The organism is Kosakonia sp. S57, from assembly GCF_016516575.1.
GTDB classification, from domain to species: Bacteria; Pseudomonadota; Gammaproteobacteria; order Enterobacterales; family Enterobacteriaceae; genus Kosakonia; species Kosakonia cowanii.
The window spans coordinates 177,082-191,093 of the sequence record NZ_JACVUL010000005.1; the positions used below are offsets into that span (position 1 = coordinate 177,082).

Consider the following 14,012-nt stretch of genomic DNA (forward strand, 5'->3'; position numbering starts at 1 on the left):
GCGACTTTTAATGCAACATGGTTGCGTTAATTTGTGGGTTAATGCAACATAGTTGCTGTTAATCACTGAGCTATGTCGGGATACGAAAATGTCAGAAGCGCTTATAACAGAGTCAGAACCTCTCACCTTTACTCTTCCTGATGGCTCTCTGAAGCTCGTCAGAAAAGGGACCACGTTGCAGAACGTCGCGGAAAGTATCGGTTCTTCCGTTGCGAAAAACGCCGTGTATGCTGAAATCGATGGCCAAAACATCGATCTGAACGAGGCAGTGCAGAAAAGTGGCACGCTCAATATCATCACGCTTTTTGACGAAGAAGCGTTGGACCCGATTCGCCGTGGCTGCCTTCTCCTTCTTGCTGCGTCAGTAAATCAGCTGTTTCCCTCTGCCAGAGGGGTAGAAGGGCATCTGACAGAAGAAGGGTTTTATTACGATTTCGCGACAGATAAGCCTTTTACCAGCAGCGATTTGCTGAAAATTGAGCAGCACATGACCAAATTGATCGCCGATAACCCGCCGGTTTTTAAAGAGCAGGTTACGCGAGCGCAGGCAGTCGACTGTTTTGAGCGGCAGGGAGAGAAATTCAAATCAATGAGGCTGATGGAAATACCGGCAGATGAGCTGGTGACATTATGCCATCTCAAACAGTTCACAGACGGCTTTAATGGCCCACTGATTCCGGATCTTCGTTTTCTGAAAAATATGAAGTTGCTTAACGTATCTGGTGCGTACTGGCAGGGGGAGGCCAGCAACGTACAGCTACAGCGGATTTATGGCACGGCCTGGGCCAGTAAAAAACAGCTTGATGGCTGGCTTGAGAAAACGGCAGAAGCGGAGAAACGCGACCATCGCAAGCTGGGCCGGGAGCTGGATTTGTTTCATTTTCAGGACAATGCACCTGGCGCGGTTTTCTGGCATCCCAAGGGGTGGACAATCTTTCAGTCGCTTATTGCCTATATGCGCAACCGCCATGAGGTGGCGGGTTACGTTGAGGTCAATACACCTGATGTCATGGATCGCAGTTTGTGGGAAATTTCCGGTCACTGGGATAATTATCGTGATCATATGTTTACGACACAAACCGAGGATGGGCGGAATTTTGCTCTCAAGCCAATGAACTGTCCGGGGGCGGTATCGCTGTTTAAATACGGGCTCAAGAGTTACCGCGATTTACCCGTTCGCCTGTCTGAATTTGGTAAAGTCCATCGTTATGAACCCTCTGGATCGCTGCATGGTTTATTACGGGTCCGCCACTTTACTCAGGATGACGCGCATATCTTTTGCACGCTGGAACAGGTAGAGGGGGAGTGTAAAAGTATCCTTCAACTGGTGCTTGATATTTATAAGCAGTTTGGATTTGAAGAGATCGCAATCAAGTTATCTACCCGTCCTAAAAAGCGCATGGGATGCGACGCCGACTGGGATCGGCTGGAAAACGCGCTTTCAGACTCTCTGGAAGCGCAGGGAATACAATGGTCGGTAAATCCCGGTGAAGGTGCCTTCTATGGCCCTAAACTGGAGTTTGTGTTGCGCGACGCGATTGGTCGTGACTGGCAGTGCGGAACGCTACAGGTGGATATGAATCTGCCTGAGCGATTTGATATTGGTTATATTGCCGAGGATGGCTCGACAAAACGCCCGGTGATGTTGCACAGGGCGCTCTTCGGCTCCCTTGAGCGGTTCACCGGTATCCTTCTTGAACATTATGCCGGTAAACTGCCCGCCTGGCTGTCGCCGGTTCAGGCCGTGGTCATGACGATTACCGACAAGCAGCACCAGTATGCGGAGCAGGTTGTGAAGGCGCTTCGCAAGAAAGGGCTGCGTTGTGAGGCCGACCTTCGCAATGAAAAAATTGGATTTAAAATCCGTGAACAGACTCTGGCCCGCATTCCTTTCCTGCTGATCGTTGGCGATGCGGAGGAGGATGCGGCGCGTGTCACGGTGCGCGATCGTACCGGGAAGTGCATGGGAACGCTGTTACTCAATGAGGCGGCAGAAGCTATCAAAATATGTTGCCAGCCACCGGAGATTCACGTTGATTAAGCAAAGCAGAAGCGATATCCCCCGGCGCAAGAGCGGTTGTCACGTCTGGCCAGTGAAGGAGGATGATACCCAAAGCAACGATATCGATTTTTATAAAACAGCGTTCAGAGAACAATCCAGGCTATGGGGGCTTTCCGAGATCATTCTTAGTAATACTGGTGATGGAGAAATATCACTCTATCAGTCTGTTAATCAGGGGGCAGATGTTCCTCACGTACTGATTGCGGCAGGGTTTCATGGAGAAGAACCCGCGGGATGTTGGGGGATGCTGGATTTTTTGTGCGAAGGCTCCCCTGAATTGTTTGATAACGTAGCCGTGAGTTTTTTACCGCTTGTAAACCTGTCTGGCCTGCGCACAGGTAGCCGCCTGAACAGTCTTGGACAGAACCCAAACCGAGGCTTTACCAAAGGGGCAGAGGTCGAGCCTTCTGTTGAAGGTAAAGTACTGCTCAACTATGAAACGCTTCTGAAAAACGCAGCCAGTCATGGTGTGCTCTGTTGCCATGAAGATATTCTTCGTCATAAGGCGTATCTCTACACTTTCGAACATGCTACTCGCCCGGGTCATTTCAGCGTGGCATTACGTGATGAACTCGAACGCTTTTTCCCGGCCATGGAAAAAGAGCAGGTTGATGGCTGTGAATGTGAGGATGGCGTCATCTTTAACCATTTTGATTCGTCATTTGAATCTTGGTTGTTCTCTTCAGGTTCCGACGTCGCAGCGTGCACTGAAACGCCGGGGTTGCAACCCTTTGCAAAGCGAATAGAGGCAAACCGTTATTTAATCGGCGCGTTTATCTCATCCATACTGGAGCGCAACAGCATCGGGGGCGGGATGTCATGAAGCCTTTATTACTAACCAATGCATTAATAATCAGTGAGGACATGCGCTATCCGGCCGACATCTTCATTGATAAAGGACGGATCCAGAAAATTGCCTCGCTTATTCCCTCCCGACCGGAATGGCAGGTTATTGATGTGCGAGGAAAGTGGGTGATCCCCGGTATGATTGACGATCAGGTTCATTTCCGCGAACCCGGTCTGACGCATAAGGGAAACATTGCCACTGAATCCACCGCCGCAGTAATGGGAGGCATTACCAGTTTTATGGAAATGCCGAACGTTACGCCACCAACAACGACCCTGCAGGCGCTGCGTGAGAAATTTCAACGTGCTTCGCATTCTTCGCTGGCGAACTACAGTTTTTACTTCGGCGCGACGAACAATAATCTTGACGAACTGAAGGCGCTTACGGCTTCGCAAGCCTGCGGGGTGAAGGTCTTTATGGGGGCGTCTACCGGGAATATGCTGGTGGACGATGAACAGGTGCTGGAAAGTATTTTCGCTAATGCCCCTTGTCTTGTGGCAACACATTGCGAGCATACCCCGACAATAAAGCAAAATGAAGCGATATGGCGGGCTCGTTTTGGGGGCGATATTCCTCCTGGCGAACATGCCGCTATTCGTTCTGTGGACGCCTGCCTGACATCCTCCCGCCAGGCCGTCTCTTTGGCGAAAAAACATCGTACCCGATTACATGTTCTGCACATTACCACCGCAGATGAACTTGTTCTTTTTGATGCAGCCCCCACGCTGGAGGCGCTGCGCCAGAAAACCATCACGGCTGAAGCCTGCGTTCATCACCTGTTTTTTAATCATGACGATTATGAAACGCTGGGGCATAAGCTCAAATGTAATCCATCCGTAAAGTCCTCGTTTCATCAGGAAGCTCTTTGGAAAGGCGTTAATGAAGGCATTATCGACGTTATCGCAACTGACCATGCGCCGCATTTACTGGAGGAAAAGCAGAATGACTATTTTGCTGCGCCTTCCGGCTTACCGCTGGTGCAGCATGCTCTTCCTGCACTGCTGGATATGAGTAGCAGGGGGATTTTTACCCCGGAAATGGTGGTAAGAAAGACCAGCCATGCTGTAGCCGAGCGCTTCCAGCTTAAAGATCGTGGCTATATCAGAGAAGGCTATTGGGCGGACCTGGTGGTTATCGATCCGTTCAGTCATCAACAGATAATCCGGGAAGATGTGGCATACAAATGCGGGTGGTCCCCCTTTGAAGGCCGGATTTTGTCAGGCGGTGGTGCGGTTGATATGACGCTGGTAAATGGCCACGTTATCTGGAATGGGCACACCATACAGCAGAAGTACGGCCTGCCACTGGAATTCTGTCGCTAGTCACGTATTTATTTTGCTCAGGCTTAACTTCTCCCTGAGAAGCAGAAAAGGTACATTTTGTGAGTATTATCATTCCTGGTTCTTTCCCGGCGCGACGACTGCGCCGTTCCCGCACCCATTCTTTCAGTCGCCGTCTGGTCGCTGAACATCAGCTGACCGTAAACGACCTGATTTTACCTGTATTCATTATTGAGGGGCAAAACGTGCGACAGGAAGTGCCGTCGATGCCGGGTGTATTTCGTCTGTCGGTTGATATGCTGGTTCATGATGCCGCTCAATTTGTCCAGGCAGGTATACCTGCTATTGCACTATTTCCGTGTATCGAAAGTTCTGATAAGTCGCTGATGGCAGACGCTTCATGGGATCCATCTGGCTTAGTTCCGCGAGCTATAAGGGCGCTTAAAAATGATTTTCCTGAACTTGGGGTGATAACTGACGTTGCTCTTGACGCCTATACGTCACATGGTCAGGACGGCATCATTGACGAACATGGATATGTACTTAATGAGCCGACAAAAGAAATTCTGACCAGACAGGCGCTTACGCACGCCGAAGCGGGTGCGGATATTGTCGCGCCAAGCGACATGATGGATGGCCGCATCGGGCATATCAGACAGGCATTTGAAACGAATGGCCTGCTGACTGTTCAGATCATGGCATATTCAGCGAAATACGCGTCAAACTATTACGGTCCTTTTCGCGAAGCCACTCAATCTGCCATGGCGCTGGGCAAGCGGGACAAAAAGAATTATCAGATGGACCCGGCGAATGCGATGGAAGCGTTGCATGAAATTGCCCAGGATTTGCAGGAGGGAGCTGATATGGTGATGGTTAAGCCGGGCATGCCTTACCTGGATATTATCAGGGAAGCCAGGAAAACTTTTGCAGTACCAGTCTTTGCCTATCAGGTTTCAGGGGAATATACGATGCATATGGCCGCTTTCCGAAATGGTTGGCTCGACGAAGAGAAAACGGTGCTTGAATCACTTATATGCTTCAAACGCGCCGGGGCGGACGGCATATTGACTTACTTTGCCAGCTCGGTAGCCCAGTGGCTAAATCAACATAAACGGGAATATTGATTTCCTGTTTACAAAATTCTTTAGTCGCTAAGCAGGAGCACCGCTGAGAGCAAACGTCATAATCAGCGAGAATTTCTATACTTTAATTCTTATCTTTATTGCGAATTCTGACGAATCGTTTGTATCAGCCCAATAATCTGGAGGAAGCAGTTATGGTCGAAACCAGTAAACAGGACCGTATGCCTTATCTACTTTTCCTGTGTGAAAACCGCATTCTTGCACAGAATATCGATGGTCATGTCATTGATCTTGGTGGATTAACCAAGCAAAACGGCACAATTAACTGGCTTCTGGATGGCAATAAGGAAAAGGGGGAAAATCTCAAAACAGAAATCGAAGCGCTGGAGGATATTGCCAATAAGATAGATTTTCTTTTTCTTGATGGTCAGTTTACCAGCCTTCCTGATATATCGGCTGAATATAAAGATAAGCTTACATCAGCTCCTTCAATGGAGATCGTATTGAATGAACCTGGCGATAAGCCATAAGAAAGCCCAACGTCAGGAAGCTGATAAAAAGGAGGAAAGGCATGTCGGTCAAAAAAATAGCAGTCATTGGTGCTGGCGTACTCGGCCTGTCCGTGGCCCGCTCCCTGGCGCAACAGGGAGCAAAAGTCACTGTTTTTGAGCGTAGCCATGTGGGGGCGGGGACAAGCAGCACGACTTTTGCCTGGATTAATTCAAATGGCAAAACACCAGAAAGTTATCATCATCTCAATGCGCTGGCGATTGACGAGCATATCCGGCTACAACAGGAACGGACCACAGAAGGTCATTGGCTAAAAGCGACTGGGACTTATGAATGGGCGGCTGGTGCGCCAGAGCAAAAACGGTTAGAAGACCGGGTTAGCCGTCTTTTGGAACTGAACTATCCTGTTCAGAACCTTTCCGCAGATGAACTTAAGCGCAAAGTTCCTGAAATCCGCGTGGGATCTCATGCGGGAGATATCTGGTATTTTCCAGGTGAATGCTTACTGGTACCTTCCATTTTTATGGCATGGCTGGTGTCCGAGCTTCATGTCTATAACTCCGAATTGAAAACACAAAGCGAAGTGACAGAGTTAACTGAAGAAAAAAATAGGGCAGAGATAAGCCTTGCCAATGGCGAACGTTGGCAGGGAGACAGTATAGTCATTGCGGCGGGAAGATGGTCTGCCGAACTTGCTTCGCTACTTGGGCAGCAACTGGCAATGATCGATCCGAACCAGCCAAATAAAATCGCATGTGGTTTTCTGGGCTATACGCGCCCGGTGTTAACCCAGTTACAGGCGAATTTAATCACGCCAGGGTTAAATGTCCGGCCAGAAGGAGGGGGGCGATTACTGCTTCAGTGTCCTGACCTCGACGGCTTTGCCAATCCTGCAAACCCGGCACCGGTAGATAGCTACATCGGTGAAGAAATGCACAAAAGGCTACGGAAGCTATTTAATAATATGGAAATGGCACAGCTGGAACGTATAGCTGTTGGGCAGCGTTCCCGACCGGCAGATGGACTTCCAGGACTTGGTTATATCTCTGCTAAGCGACGGATCTACCTCATGGTGACGCACAGTGGCATGACACTGGGGCCGTTGATCGGACGGCTTTGCGCGGAAGAGATTCTCCACGACAGGCGTTCTTCACTTTTGAGTGATTTCTCTCCTGAAAGATTACTTGGGAAAACGGCAAAGGATTTTCCTGCTTTTGCTACGTTACATTTCCCGGCCGCACAGTAATTTTTCAGTCGATGTTCACCACTGAAATGAGGATCAGAAAGCTAATAAACCAGATCCTGTTCAGCGGCATTAACAAAAAGCCTGTCCAACATGGGCAGGCCTGAAGCGTTTAAGCTTGCAAAAATACGACAAGGTGTGTGATGTCAGGCTATATCTGGCCATTATAGCCCGCGTACGCATTGGTTACAGTCAGCCAGAACGCCTTCTGAAGAGGAACATCACTACCCAATAGTATCATTTTTTTATGGGTGTGTTATGTTATTTTATAACATCCAGGCTCATGTTCCGCATACCGAAAGTTAACTGGTTGTTATGCGTTTTCTCATACTGTAGTTTCAGAGGAAGATTTAACAAGAGGTTAACATGAAAATCAGTAAGATAGTTGCATTCTCCCTGACAATGGCTTCGACTCCGGCTCTGGCATTTCAGGCGAAAGATACGACTGGTTTAGATCTTTCAGGAAAGCAGTTGCGCACAACAGAAGACAACATCATTAGTAACTTTTACAGCCAGCATAGTAGTCAGTTCCAGACGACGACCTTAGGAACCTGTGCTGCTGTGGCAGTAGCTGGATGCAATTGCCCTTTCTGTTCAATGTTGCGTAGTCAAAAACTTTGAGAGAGTTAAATAAATATATTACTTGTATGGGCCGAAATCTGAAAAGTTTCTGATGTAATTAGCAAGAGCAGTAAATGCTGTAAAGCGAGGTTAAAAAAATGAAAGGGAATTTGATATTCATGGATGTGATTCTCAGGATAAATTCAAAAAGATTATTAAAGCCAGAAAGTAGATCTGCTATCAGCAGATCTACTGTGAAAGGCGTTGTTAGGTTTTACAAGTATTAATGAGCGTGGTCATCCTCATGATGATGAGCTTCATGATCGTGATGTTCACCATGTACTTTTCCTGAACCGCCGACTGCAACAATATTAAATGGCTGCCCTTCGACACTAATTTCACTGGTCTTTTTAAAAGAAGTAGCGTCTAACACAATAATTTTACTTTTCAACGGATCGGTAACGTAAATTTTATTGTCAGCGACTGCGATTCTCGGCCGCGGATCATTCCAGTGGCCATCCATTGAATAGGGATCAGTGACACGCACTGACTGCGAAATTTCCCCTTTCAGGACATCTATTTGATTAAGCTTTCCGTCTTCTGTAAACACATAGGCGAATTTCGCGCGTACCGGGTCTACAACGAAATGGACTCGACGGGTAGGCAACTGAATCAAACGGAAGCTATCCGATTCGGTAGGGTCAACCAGAATAATTCGGTCTGGCCCATAATTACCGATAAAATATTGCATTCCCTTACCACCGATCAAGGTGGATGTGCTTCCCTCTGGCAACGTTTTCGCGTAGGGAAGGTGCCTGATAACCGGTGCCGCATTTTTTTGCGTAATCAGCAGGAGGCCGGTCTCACATGATAGGGCGAAAGTATCACCCGAGCCGGCTGAACCGTGAAGTCCGGGGCATAGGGCATCATCACCCACTTTTTTACCTTGCAGGTCCACCACGCGAGCGCCGACAGGTCGTTTTGAAGCATCATCAGGGTTGGGAATGGATACGACAGCATAATTATCGTAAGGAACAGCAACGCCGTGATGTGGCGCAACAACATTTACTTTAGTTATATTCTTCTGACCTTTAAGAACGGCGCTTTCACCCAGGATTTGCGCGCTATCTTCCCCGTCAAACCACTGGGCAATTTTGCCCTGACGTTCAACAAAATGACCAGGTTTTTTACCCGTTAGTTCCAGCGGTAATAGTTTTGGAGCGTCAATATCAATGTCTGCATGATCTCCGTGATCATGGAAAGCAATACCTGAAGCGATTGTGGATACTACGCCAGCACTACCCTGGATAGCGAAAATTGTGGCACCACTTTCGCTGCGAGATAAATTTGCAGGGCCTTTAACATTAAATGTTGCGAGCTTATCTCCATCCAGTGCATCAATAACATTCACAACGGGTTTATCATGATCGGCGACGAACAGACGCCATGCGGTTACGTCTTCATCTGCGAAAGCAGGCATCACAGAAAGGCCCAAAAGCAGCGTTGAGATTGAAGTAGATAATAAGCGTTTCTTCATAATGTTCTCCATCATATATAAAACTGATCGGCGGGTATTTATGGCTGGGTATTACGGCTATTGCTCGCCGCTGTCGCAATCGCCGTTACGTTATGTTCCATCATTTCCAGGTAGGTAGAAGCCGGTCCTCCTGGCTCTGACAAGGCATCTGTATAAAGCACGCCAGCCACGTTAAGGCCAGCTTCTTTGGCAATTTGTTCAACCAGACGTGGATTGGAAATATTTTCAGAAAAAACCGCGGATGCGTTATTTTCTTTAATTTTCTTAAGGATGCCGGCAACGTCAGCGGCAGAGGCCTCTGATTCGGTGGATATACCCTGAGGGGAAAGGAAATGTATACCATATGCCTGTTCAAAATATTTGAATGCATTATGGCCTACGACGACAGTACGCTTTTCCTGTGGAATCGTAGCGACAGTCTTAATAATTTTATTTTCCAGAGCCGCAAGTTTTTCATCATAAATACGGGCATTAGCCTGATAAAAATCACAATTACTTTTATCTTGTGCACAAAAGGCTTCTGCAATATTTTTCACGTATATTCTGGCATTCCCTACTGATTGCCAGGCATGTGGATCAAACGGTGCAGCATGAAAGACCGCTTTACCGTCATAAAAGTGATAGTGTCCGCCGGCCGGGTCCTGGAGAATATTTGCTCCTTTTGTTGTTTCAATTACCGGTGCGGAAGTTTCACTTGCCTCGATCAACCGTGAAATAAAGCCTTCAAGTTGTAAACCATTTACAAGTATGACATCCGCTTTAGACATAGCGATCGCGTCAGCAGGAGAGGGCTCATAAACATGAGCATCGCCATTAGGGCCGACAATAGTACGCAGTTCGATGCGATCCCGACCGATGTTTTTTGCCATATCGCCAATAACAGAAAAGCTTGCTATGACATTAATTTTCGCTTTCGCCGGGAAAGTAAAAAATAAAAAAAGCATAGATGTCGTCAGGATGCATAAAGATATAAAACCGGGTTTTCTCATTAAATAATTTCCTCGATTTGTAGTGAAAAGATTAACGAAGTTTTTTTAAGCGGATGTTTTTCACCATCATGGCCGCAGCAGAGACAAGATACATAATTCCCACAGATAATATGATTGACGGTCCTGAAGGGAGTGAAAAATGAAATGAAAATAACAAACCGCTTATACATGCAAGCATTCCTGTCAGGACAGAGGCTACGCACATTGTTGCTACACGTCTCGTCCAGAAACGAGCCGTCACAGCTGGCAAGACCATTACCCCGACAGAGAGTAAAGTGCCGAGCGCCTGAAAACCAGCGACAAGATTCAGTACCACCAGGGCCAGGAAAATAAAATGGACTGGCGATCCCAATCGTGAAACTGAGCGAAGAAATAAAGGGTCAAGGCACTCAGCAATAAGTGCGCGCCAGAATATAGAAACCAGCAGAAGTGTGAGCAGCGCGACAGAGAAAATTAACAACAGCGCTTCGTGATTGAGTGCAAGCACAGTTCCAAACAGGACATGCATAAGATCCACGCTTGAGCCTCGAAGCGATACAATGAGCACGCCGACGGCGAGTGAGATTAAATAAAAAGCCGCCATTGAAGCGTCTTCTTTTTGCACTGTTAAGCGGGAAACCGCCCCTGCAAAAATAGCGACTATCAGCCCTGCGACAAGCCCACCAATAGTCATCGGTAATATATCTAATCCGTAGAGTAAGAAGCCAAATGCAGCACCGGGCAAGATAGCATGTGACATGGCATCACCAACCAGACTCATACGGCGTAATGTTAAAAAAACGCCAACCGGGCAAGCGCTTAAACAAAGCAGAAATGAACCATAAAGCGCCCGGCGCATAAAACCGAAGCCGACAAAAGGTGCTAGAACCCATTCATGAAGCCAGCTCATGAATGTGTAGCCTCATGTTGCCCAGGTAAAGCACCTGCTGTGCCCATATTCTGTGTCGGTAGAAGTGAGGTATGGCGCAGAACTTGTTCTGTTTCGTCCCATGCCACTAATTCACCGTTTAACAAAATGGCCTGTGGAAAATGATTTCTAACCAGACCGATATCATGCATGACAGCTAAGACAGTACGTTTCTGAGCATGCCAGCGGTTTATTAGCACAAGCAAGTCATCAATAGTAGTGGCGTCAATGGCATTAAAAGGCTCATCAAGCAAGATGATGTTTGCCTGTTGAAGAATGACCCGTGCGAAGAGCGCGCGTTGAAGCTGCCCCCCGGATAATGCACTAATCTGTCTTTTTTCAAACCCTGCTAATCCTACTGACTCCAGTGCATCAGTAAGCCGTTTACGATCCTCAATTCTGTGATGACGGAATAACCCTCTTTCAGGCCATAAACCCAGGGCAACTAAATCTGAAACAGTTGCAGGGAAAGTGCGATCCAATTCCGATATTTGTGGCAGATAGGCAATGCGCGCCTTTGGTTCTACGGTACAGGAGCCACTTAACGGAGCCAGAATCCCTGCGATACCTTTAAGCAGTGTTGACTTACCAGAACCGTTAGGGCCAATGATGGCTGTAAGGGAGCCTTTTTGTATCGTCCCGGTAATATTTTGTATCGCAGGTAAACCCTCATAACCCAGCGCCAGATTTGCAAAACGCAAAGAGTAGTCGTGCATGACATCCATTCCACATAATTAGTTACTTTTTGGAACGTTATAACATAACAATTGCAATGTAAACGTTTAATCGATTTTTTGATATGGAACGTGCATGTACGAAGCCAGGCTTAAGGTAGCGCTAAAATTGATAATCGTTTCAGCGAGTAAGAGAAAACATAAAAGGCTAAGGTTAATTCCTTCAGATAACAGCGAGATTAAATATTTGATACCTGGGGAATGTTGGGAGGATCAAGCTGTTGCCATAAAAAATGGTGCCCAAAAGGGCACCAGATGTATCAGGTACCGATTATCCCGCCATTCGATTTAGTGATAACGACTGTTGAAGAACGTGGTCGTCCGTCTGATCTTGAATCTGGCCAGTTGGAGATAGCCCGAGGGTTGCTCGGATCGGTAATGTCGTCGCCGCCTTCGCCGGGATGCTGGATATTAATAAACAGCGTACGGTTGTCCGGCGTAAAGGCGATACCGGTAATTTCACACCCGCGTGGCCCGGTCAAAAAGCGGCGATACTCATTGGTACCGGGCAGGGTCGCCACCATCTGGTTATTTCCCATCCCTTCATACGCTTTTTTATTAATCGTACTGGAGGAGACATCGGTCTGGATCCACAGCACGCCGCGGTGATCGAAGGAGAGCCCATCAGGGCTACCGAATTCTGCCCCCTGCATGGAGCCTTTCGCTTTAGGATCGTCACTGTCAGTACGCCCGGCAAGCACCAGAATATCCCACGTAAATTTCGCTGAGGCGGGGTCTGCGCTCTCTTCGCGCCAGTGCATGATGTGGCCGAACTGGTTGTTGGCGCGTGGGTTGGCTGCGTCTACCGTGGCCTTGCCCTCTTTACCGCGATCGGAATTGTTGGTGAGCGTGCAATACACGCTGCCTTTCGCATGGGTATCAACGGCTATCCATTCCGGGCGATCCATTTTTGTTGCGCCCACCGTATCGGCAGCAAGGCGCGTTTTGATCAGAAGATCACCCTGGTTGTCGAAACCATTGCTTTGATCAAGGCCATCTTCACCGAAGATCAGCGGCAGCCAGTCGCCGGAACCGTCGTCATTGAATCTGGCGACATAGAGCGTACCTGACTCCAGCAACTTCATATTTGCCTTGCGATCGGCAGGGTCATATTTATTCTCGGAGATGAATTTATAGATGTATTCAAATTTCTGATCGTCGCCCATATAGACCACAACGCGATTATCCCCCGCCAGCGTCACGGCGGCACCTTCATGCTTAAAGCGACCTAATGCGGTATGTTTGCGCGGTGTGAAGGTCGGATCGTAGGGGTCAATCTCCACCACCCAGCCAAAGCGGTTTGGCTCGTTGGGCGTTTTATCGACGCTGAAACGTTCGTCAACCTCGTTCCAACGGTAGGATTCATCGCTATCGCTAATGCCGTAGCGCTTCTCCAGCACGTTACGCGGCGCTTTTTTAACAAAAATATCTGACCAGTTCTCTTCACAGGTCAAGTACGTCCCCCACGGGGTTTGACCATTGGCGCAGTTTTGCATGGTGCCCAGTACCACTTCGCCTTGCGGATCGGCGGCGGTTTTCATCAACGCCTGATGACGCGCCGGACCGCTCAGTTGCATGGGGGTATTGACGGTAATGCGACGAGCAAAGCTGGAGGGACGGACCACCTGCCAGCCCACGTTATCTTTTTTCACCTCGATAACTGATATACCCATCGCATTCTGACCCTTACGGGCCTTATCAAGATCCCAGTTGGCGGTACCGTCTTTAAACAGCATGCCGTTATCAATGTACTCATGGTTGAGCGCTAGCAGACCGTGTGCTGGGTTCTCTTCGCCCTGCGGCAGGCTAAACCAGGCCATGCCGTCATGGTGCATACCGGCCTGCGCCGCCTGTTCGTCGGTAGTGTTGCTGGCGTCGAATTTAAATTCCGGCAGATTACCCTTTATGCCCACAGCATCGCCCCAGCGATAAAACGGACGGGCTATATAGCCTTCCGGCACGGTGACAGTGTCTGCGATCGAAACGGGAATGCTGGTGAAGCCCAGCGACACCGCTTTAGATAATGCTGAGGGATTTGCCTTCGCCGCGAAGGCGTTTTCTGGCTTGACTAGATAAGGAAAGGAGACGGCAGCGCCCGCCACCATTCCCATTTGCAGAAAGCGGCGACGGGACATAAAAGCGCTGACTACCTCAGAAAAGACGGGGTTCACGCTGTGATTACTGATCTCATCGCTGTGCTCCTTTTTAAACACCGATTTAAGAGGTCTGCTCATATCGTTTTCCTGTAATTTCCATAGAT

At 48.3% G+C, this 14,012-nt stretch carries 12 protein-coding genes; 7 read left to right on the forward strand and 5 right to left on the reverse strand.

Annotated features, from left to right (window positions below; genetic code table 11):
• Positions 1-88 precede the first annotated feature (88 nt).
• The 7 genes from thrS to IAE48_RS06950 all read left to right on the forward strand — a co-directional run bounded on the left by thrS (position 89) and on the right by IAE48_RS06950 (position 7,645).
• On the forward strand, positions 89-2,041 hold the full coding sequence (gene thrS, locus IAE48_RS06920; protein WP_200133896.1) for a threonine--tRNA ligase: 1,953 nt from the start codon (positions 89-91) through the stop codon (positions 2,039-2,041).
• Positions 2,034-2,885: a M14 family metallocarboxypeptidase gene (locus IAE48_RS06925; protein WP_200133897.1), complete on the forward strand. Its 852-nt coding sequence runs from the start codon at positions 2,034-2,036 to the stop codon at positions 2,883-2,885. The genes thrS and IAE48_RS06925 overlap by 8 nt, the downstream gene beginning before the upstream one ends.
• Positions 2,882-4,231, forward strand: a complete 1,350-nt coding sequence (locus tag IAE48_RS06930; protein WP_200133898.1) for a dihydroorotase — start codon at positions 2,882-2,884, stop codon at positions 4,229-4,231. The genes IAE48_RS06925 and IAE48_RS06930 overlap by 4 nt, the downstream gene beginning before the upstream one ends.
• Before the next feature lie 59 nt (positions 4,232-4,290).
• The gene (hemB, locus tag IAE48_RS06935; RefSeq protein ID WP_110223146.1) at positions 4,291-5,313 is read left to right on the forward strand and encodes a porphobilinogen synthase; all 1,023 of its coding nucleotides are present in this window, start codon (positions 4,291-4,293) and stop codon (positions 5,311-5,313) included.
• A gap of 152 nt (positions 5,314-5,465) precedes the next feature.
• Complete coding sequence (locus IAE48_RS06940) at positions 5,466-5,801, forward strand: hypothetical protein (RefSeq protein ID WP_200133899.1); 336 nt, start codon at positions 5,466-5,468, stop codon at positions 5,799-5,801.
• A gap of 41 nt (positions 5,802-5,842) precedes the next feature.
• The gene (locus IAE48_RS06945) at positions 5,843-7,027 is read left to right on the forward strand and encodes an FAD-binding oxidoreductase (protein ID WP_110223148.1); all 1,185 of its coding nucleotides are present in this window, start codon (positions 5,843-5,845) and stop codon (positions 7,025-7,027) included.
• Positions 7,028-7,390: 363 nt separating this feature from the next.
• On the forward strand, positions 7,391-7,645 hold the full coding sequence (locus IAE48_RS06950; protein ID WP_071825797.1) for a hypothetical protein: 255 nt from the start codon (positions 7,391-7,393) through the stop codon (positions 7,643-7,645).
• A 223-nt stretch (positions 7,646-7,868) separates the two neighbouring features.
• Here the strand turns inward: IAE48_RS06950 and aztD are convergent, their stop codons facing one another.
• The 5 genes from aztD to IAE48_RS06975 all read right to left on the reverse strand — a co-directional run bounded on the left by aztD (position 7,869) and on the right by IAE48_RS06975 (position 13,986).
• Positions 7,869-9,122, reverse strand: a complete 1,254-nt coding sequence (aztD, locus tag IAE48_RS06955) for a zinc metallochaperone AztD (RefSeq protein WP_200133900.1) — start codon at positions 9,120-9,122, stop codon at positions 7,869-7,871.
• A gap of 38 nt (positions 9,123-9,160) precedes the next feature.
• Positions 9,161-10,111 (reverse strand): zinc ABC transporter substrate-binding protein AztC, encoded by a 951-nt coding sequence (gene aztC / locus IAE48_RS06960; RefSeq protein WP_200133901.1) that lies wholly within the window; start codon positions 10,109-10,111, stop codon positions 9,161-9,163.
• 31 nt (positions 10,112-10,142) lie between these two features.
• Positions 10,143-11,000, reverse strand: a complete 858-nt coding sequence (gene aztB / locus IAE48_RS06965) for a zinc ABC transporter permease AztB (RefSeq protein ID WP_076737899.1) — start codon at positions 10,998-11,000, stop codon at positions 10,143-10,145.
• A complete protein-coding gene (gene aztA / locus IAE48_RS06970; RefSeq protein ID WP_200133902.1) occupies positions 10,997-11,734 on the reverse strand; it encodes a zinc ABC transporter ATP-binding protein AztA in 738 nt (245 codons plus the stop codon). The genes aztB and aztA overlap by 4 nt, the downstream gene beginning before the upstream one ends.
• Before the next feature lie 278 nt (positions 11,735-12,012).
• Entirely contained in the window at positions 12,013-13,986 is a 1,974-nt protein-coding gene (locus tag IAE48_RS06975; RefSeq protein ID WP_110223152.1) for a PhoX family phosphatase, read from the reverse strand.
• Positions 13,987-14,012 lie beyond the last annotated feature (26 nt).

Bases quoted from the DNA above. Each gene is read 5' to 3' on its own strand.
- aztB (WP_076737899.1), bottom strand. From the start codon at position 11,000: ATGAGCTGGCTTCATGAATGGGTTCTAGCACCTTTTGTCGGCTTCGGT.
- aztA (WP_200133902.1), bottom strand. From the start codon at position 11,734: ATGCACGACTACTCTTTGCGTTTTGCAAATCTGGCGCTGGGTTATGAG.
- aztD (WP_200133900.1), bottom strand. From the start codon at position 9,122: ATGAAGAAACGCTTATTATCTACTTCAATCTCAACGCTGCTTTTGGGC.
- thrS (WP_200133896.1), top strand. From the start codon at position 89: ATGTCAGAAGCGCTTATAACAGAGTCAGAACCTCTCACCTTTACTCTT.
- IAE48_RS06930 (WP_200133898.1), top strand. From the start codon at position 2,882: ATGAAGCCTTTATTACTAACCAATGCATTAATAATCAGTGAGGACATG.
- aztC (WP_200133901.1), bottom strand. From the start codon at position 10,111: ATGAGAAAACCCGGTTTTATATCTTTATGCATCCTGACGACATCTATG.
- IAE48_RS06975 (WP_110223152.1), bottom strand. From the start codon at position 13,986: ATGAGCAGACCTCTTAAATCGGTGTTTAAAAAGGAGCACAGCGATGAG.
- IAE48_RS06950 (WP_071825797.1), top strand. From the start codon at position 7,391: ATGAAAATCAGTAAGATAGTTGCATTCTCCCTGACAATGGCTTCGACT.
- IAE48_RS06945 (WP_110223148.1), top strand. From the start codon at position 5,843: ATGTCGGTCAAAAAAATAGCAGTCATTGGTGCTGGCGTACTCGGCCTG.
- IAE48_RS06940 (WP_200133899.1), top strand. From the start codon at position 5,466: ATGGTCGAAACCAGTAAACAGGACCGTATGCCTTATCTACTTTTCCTG.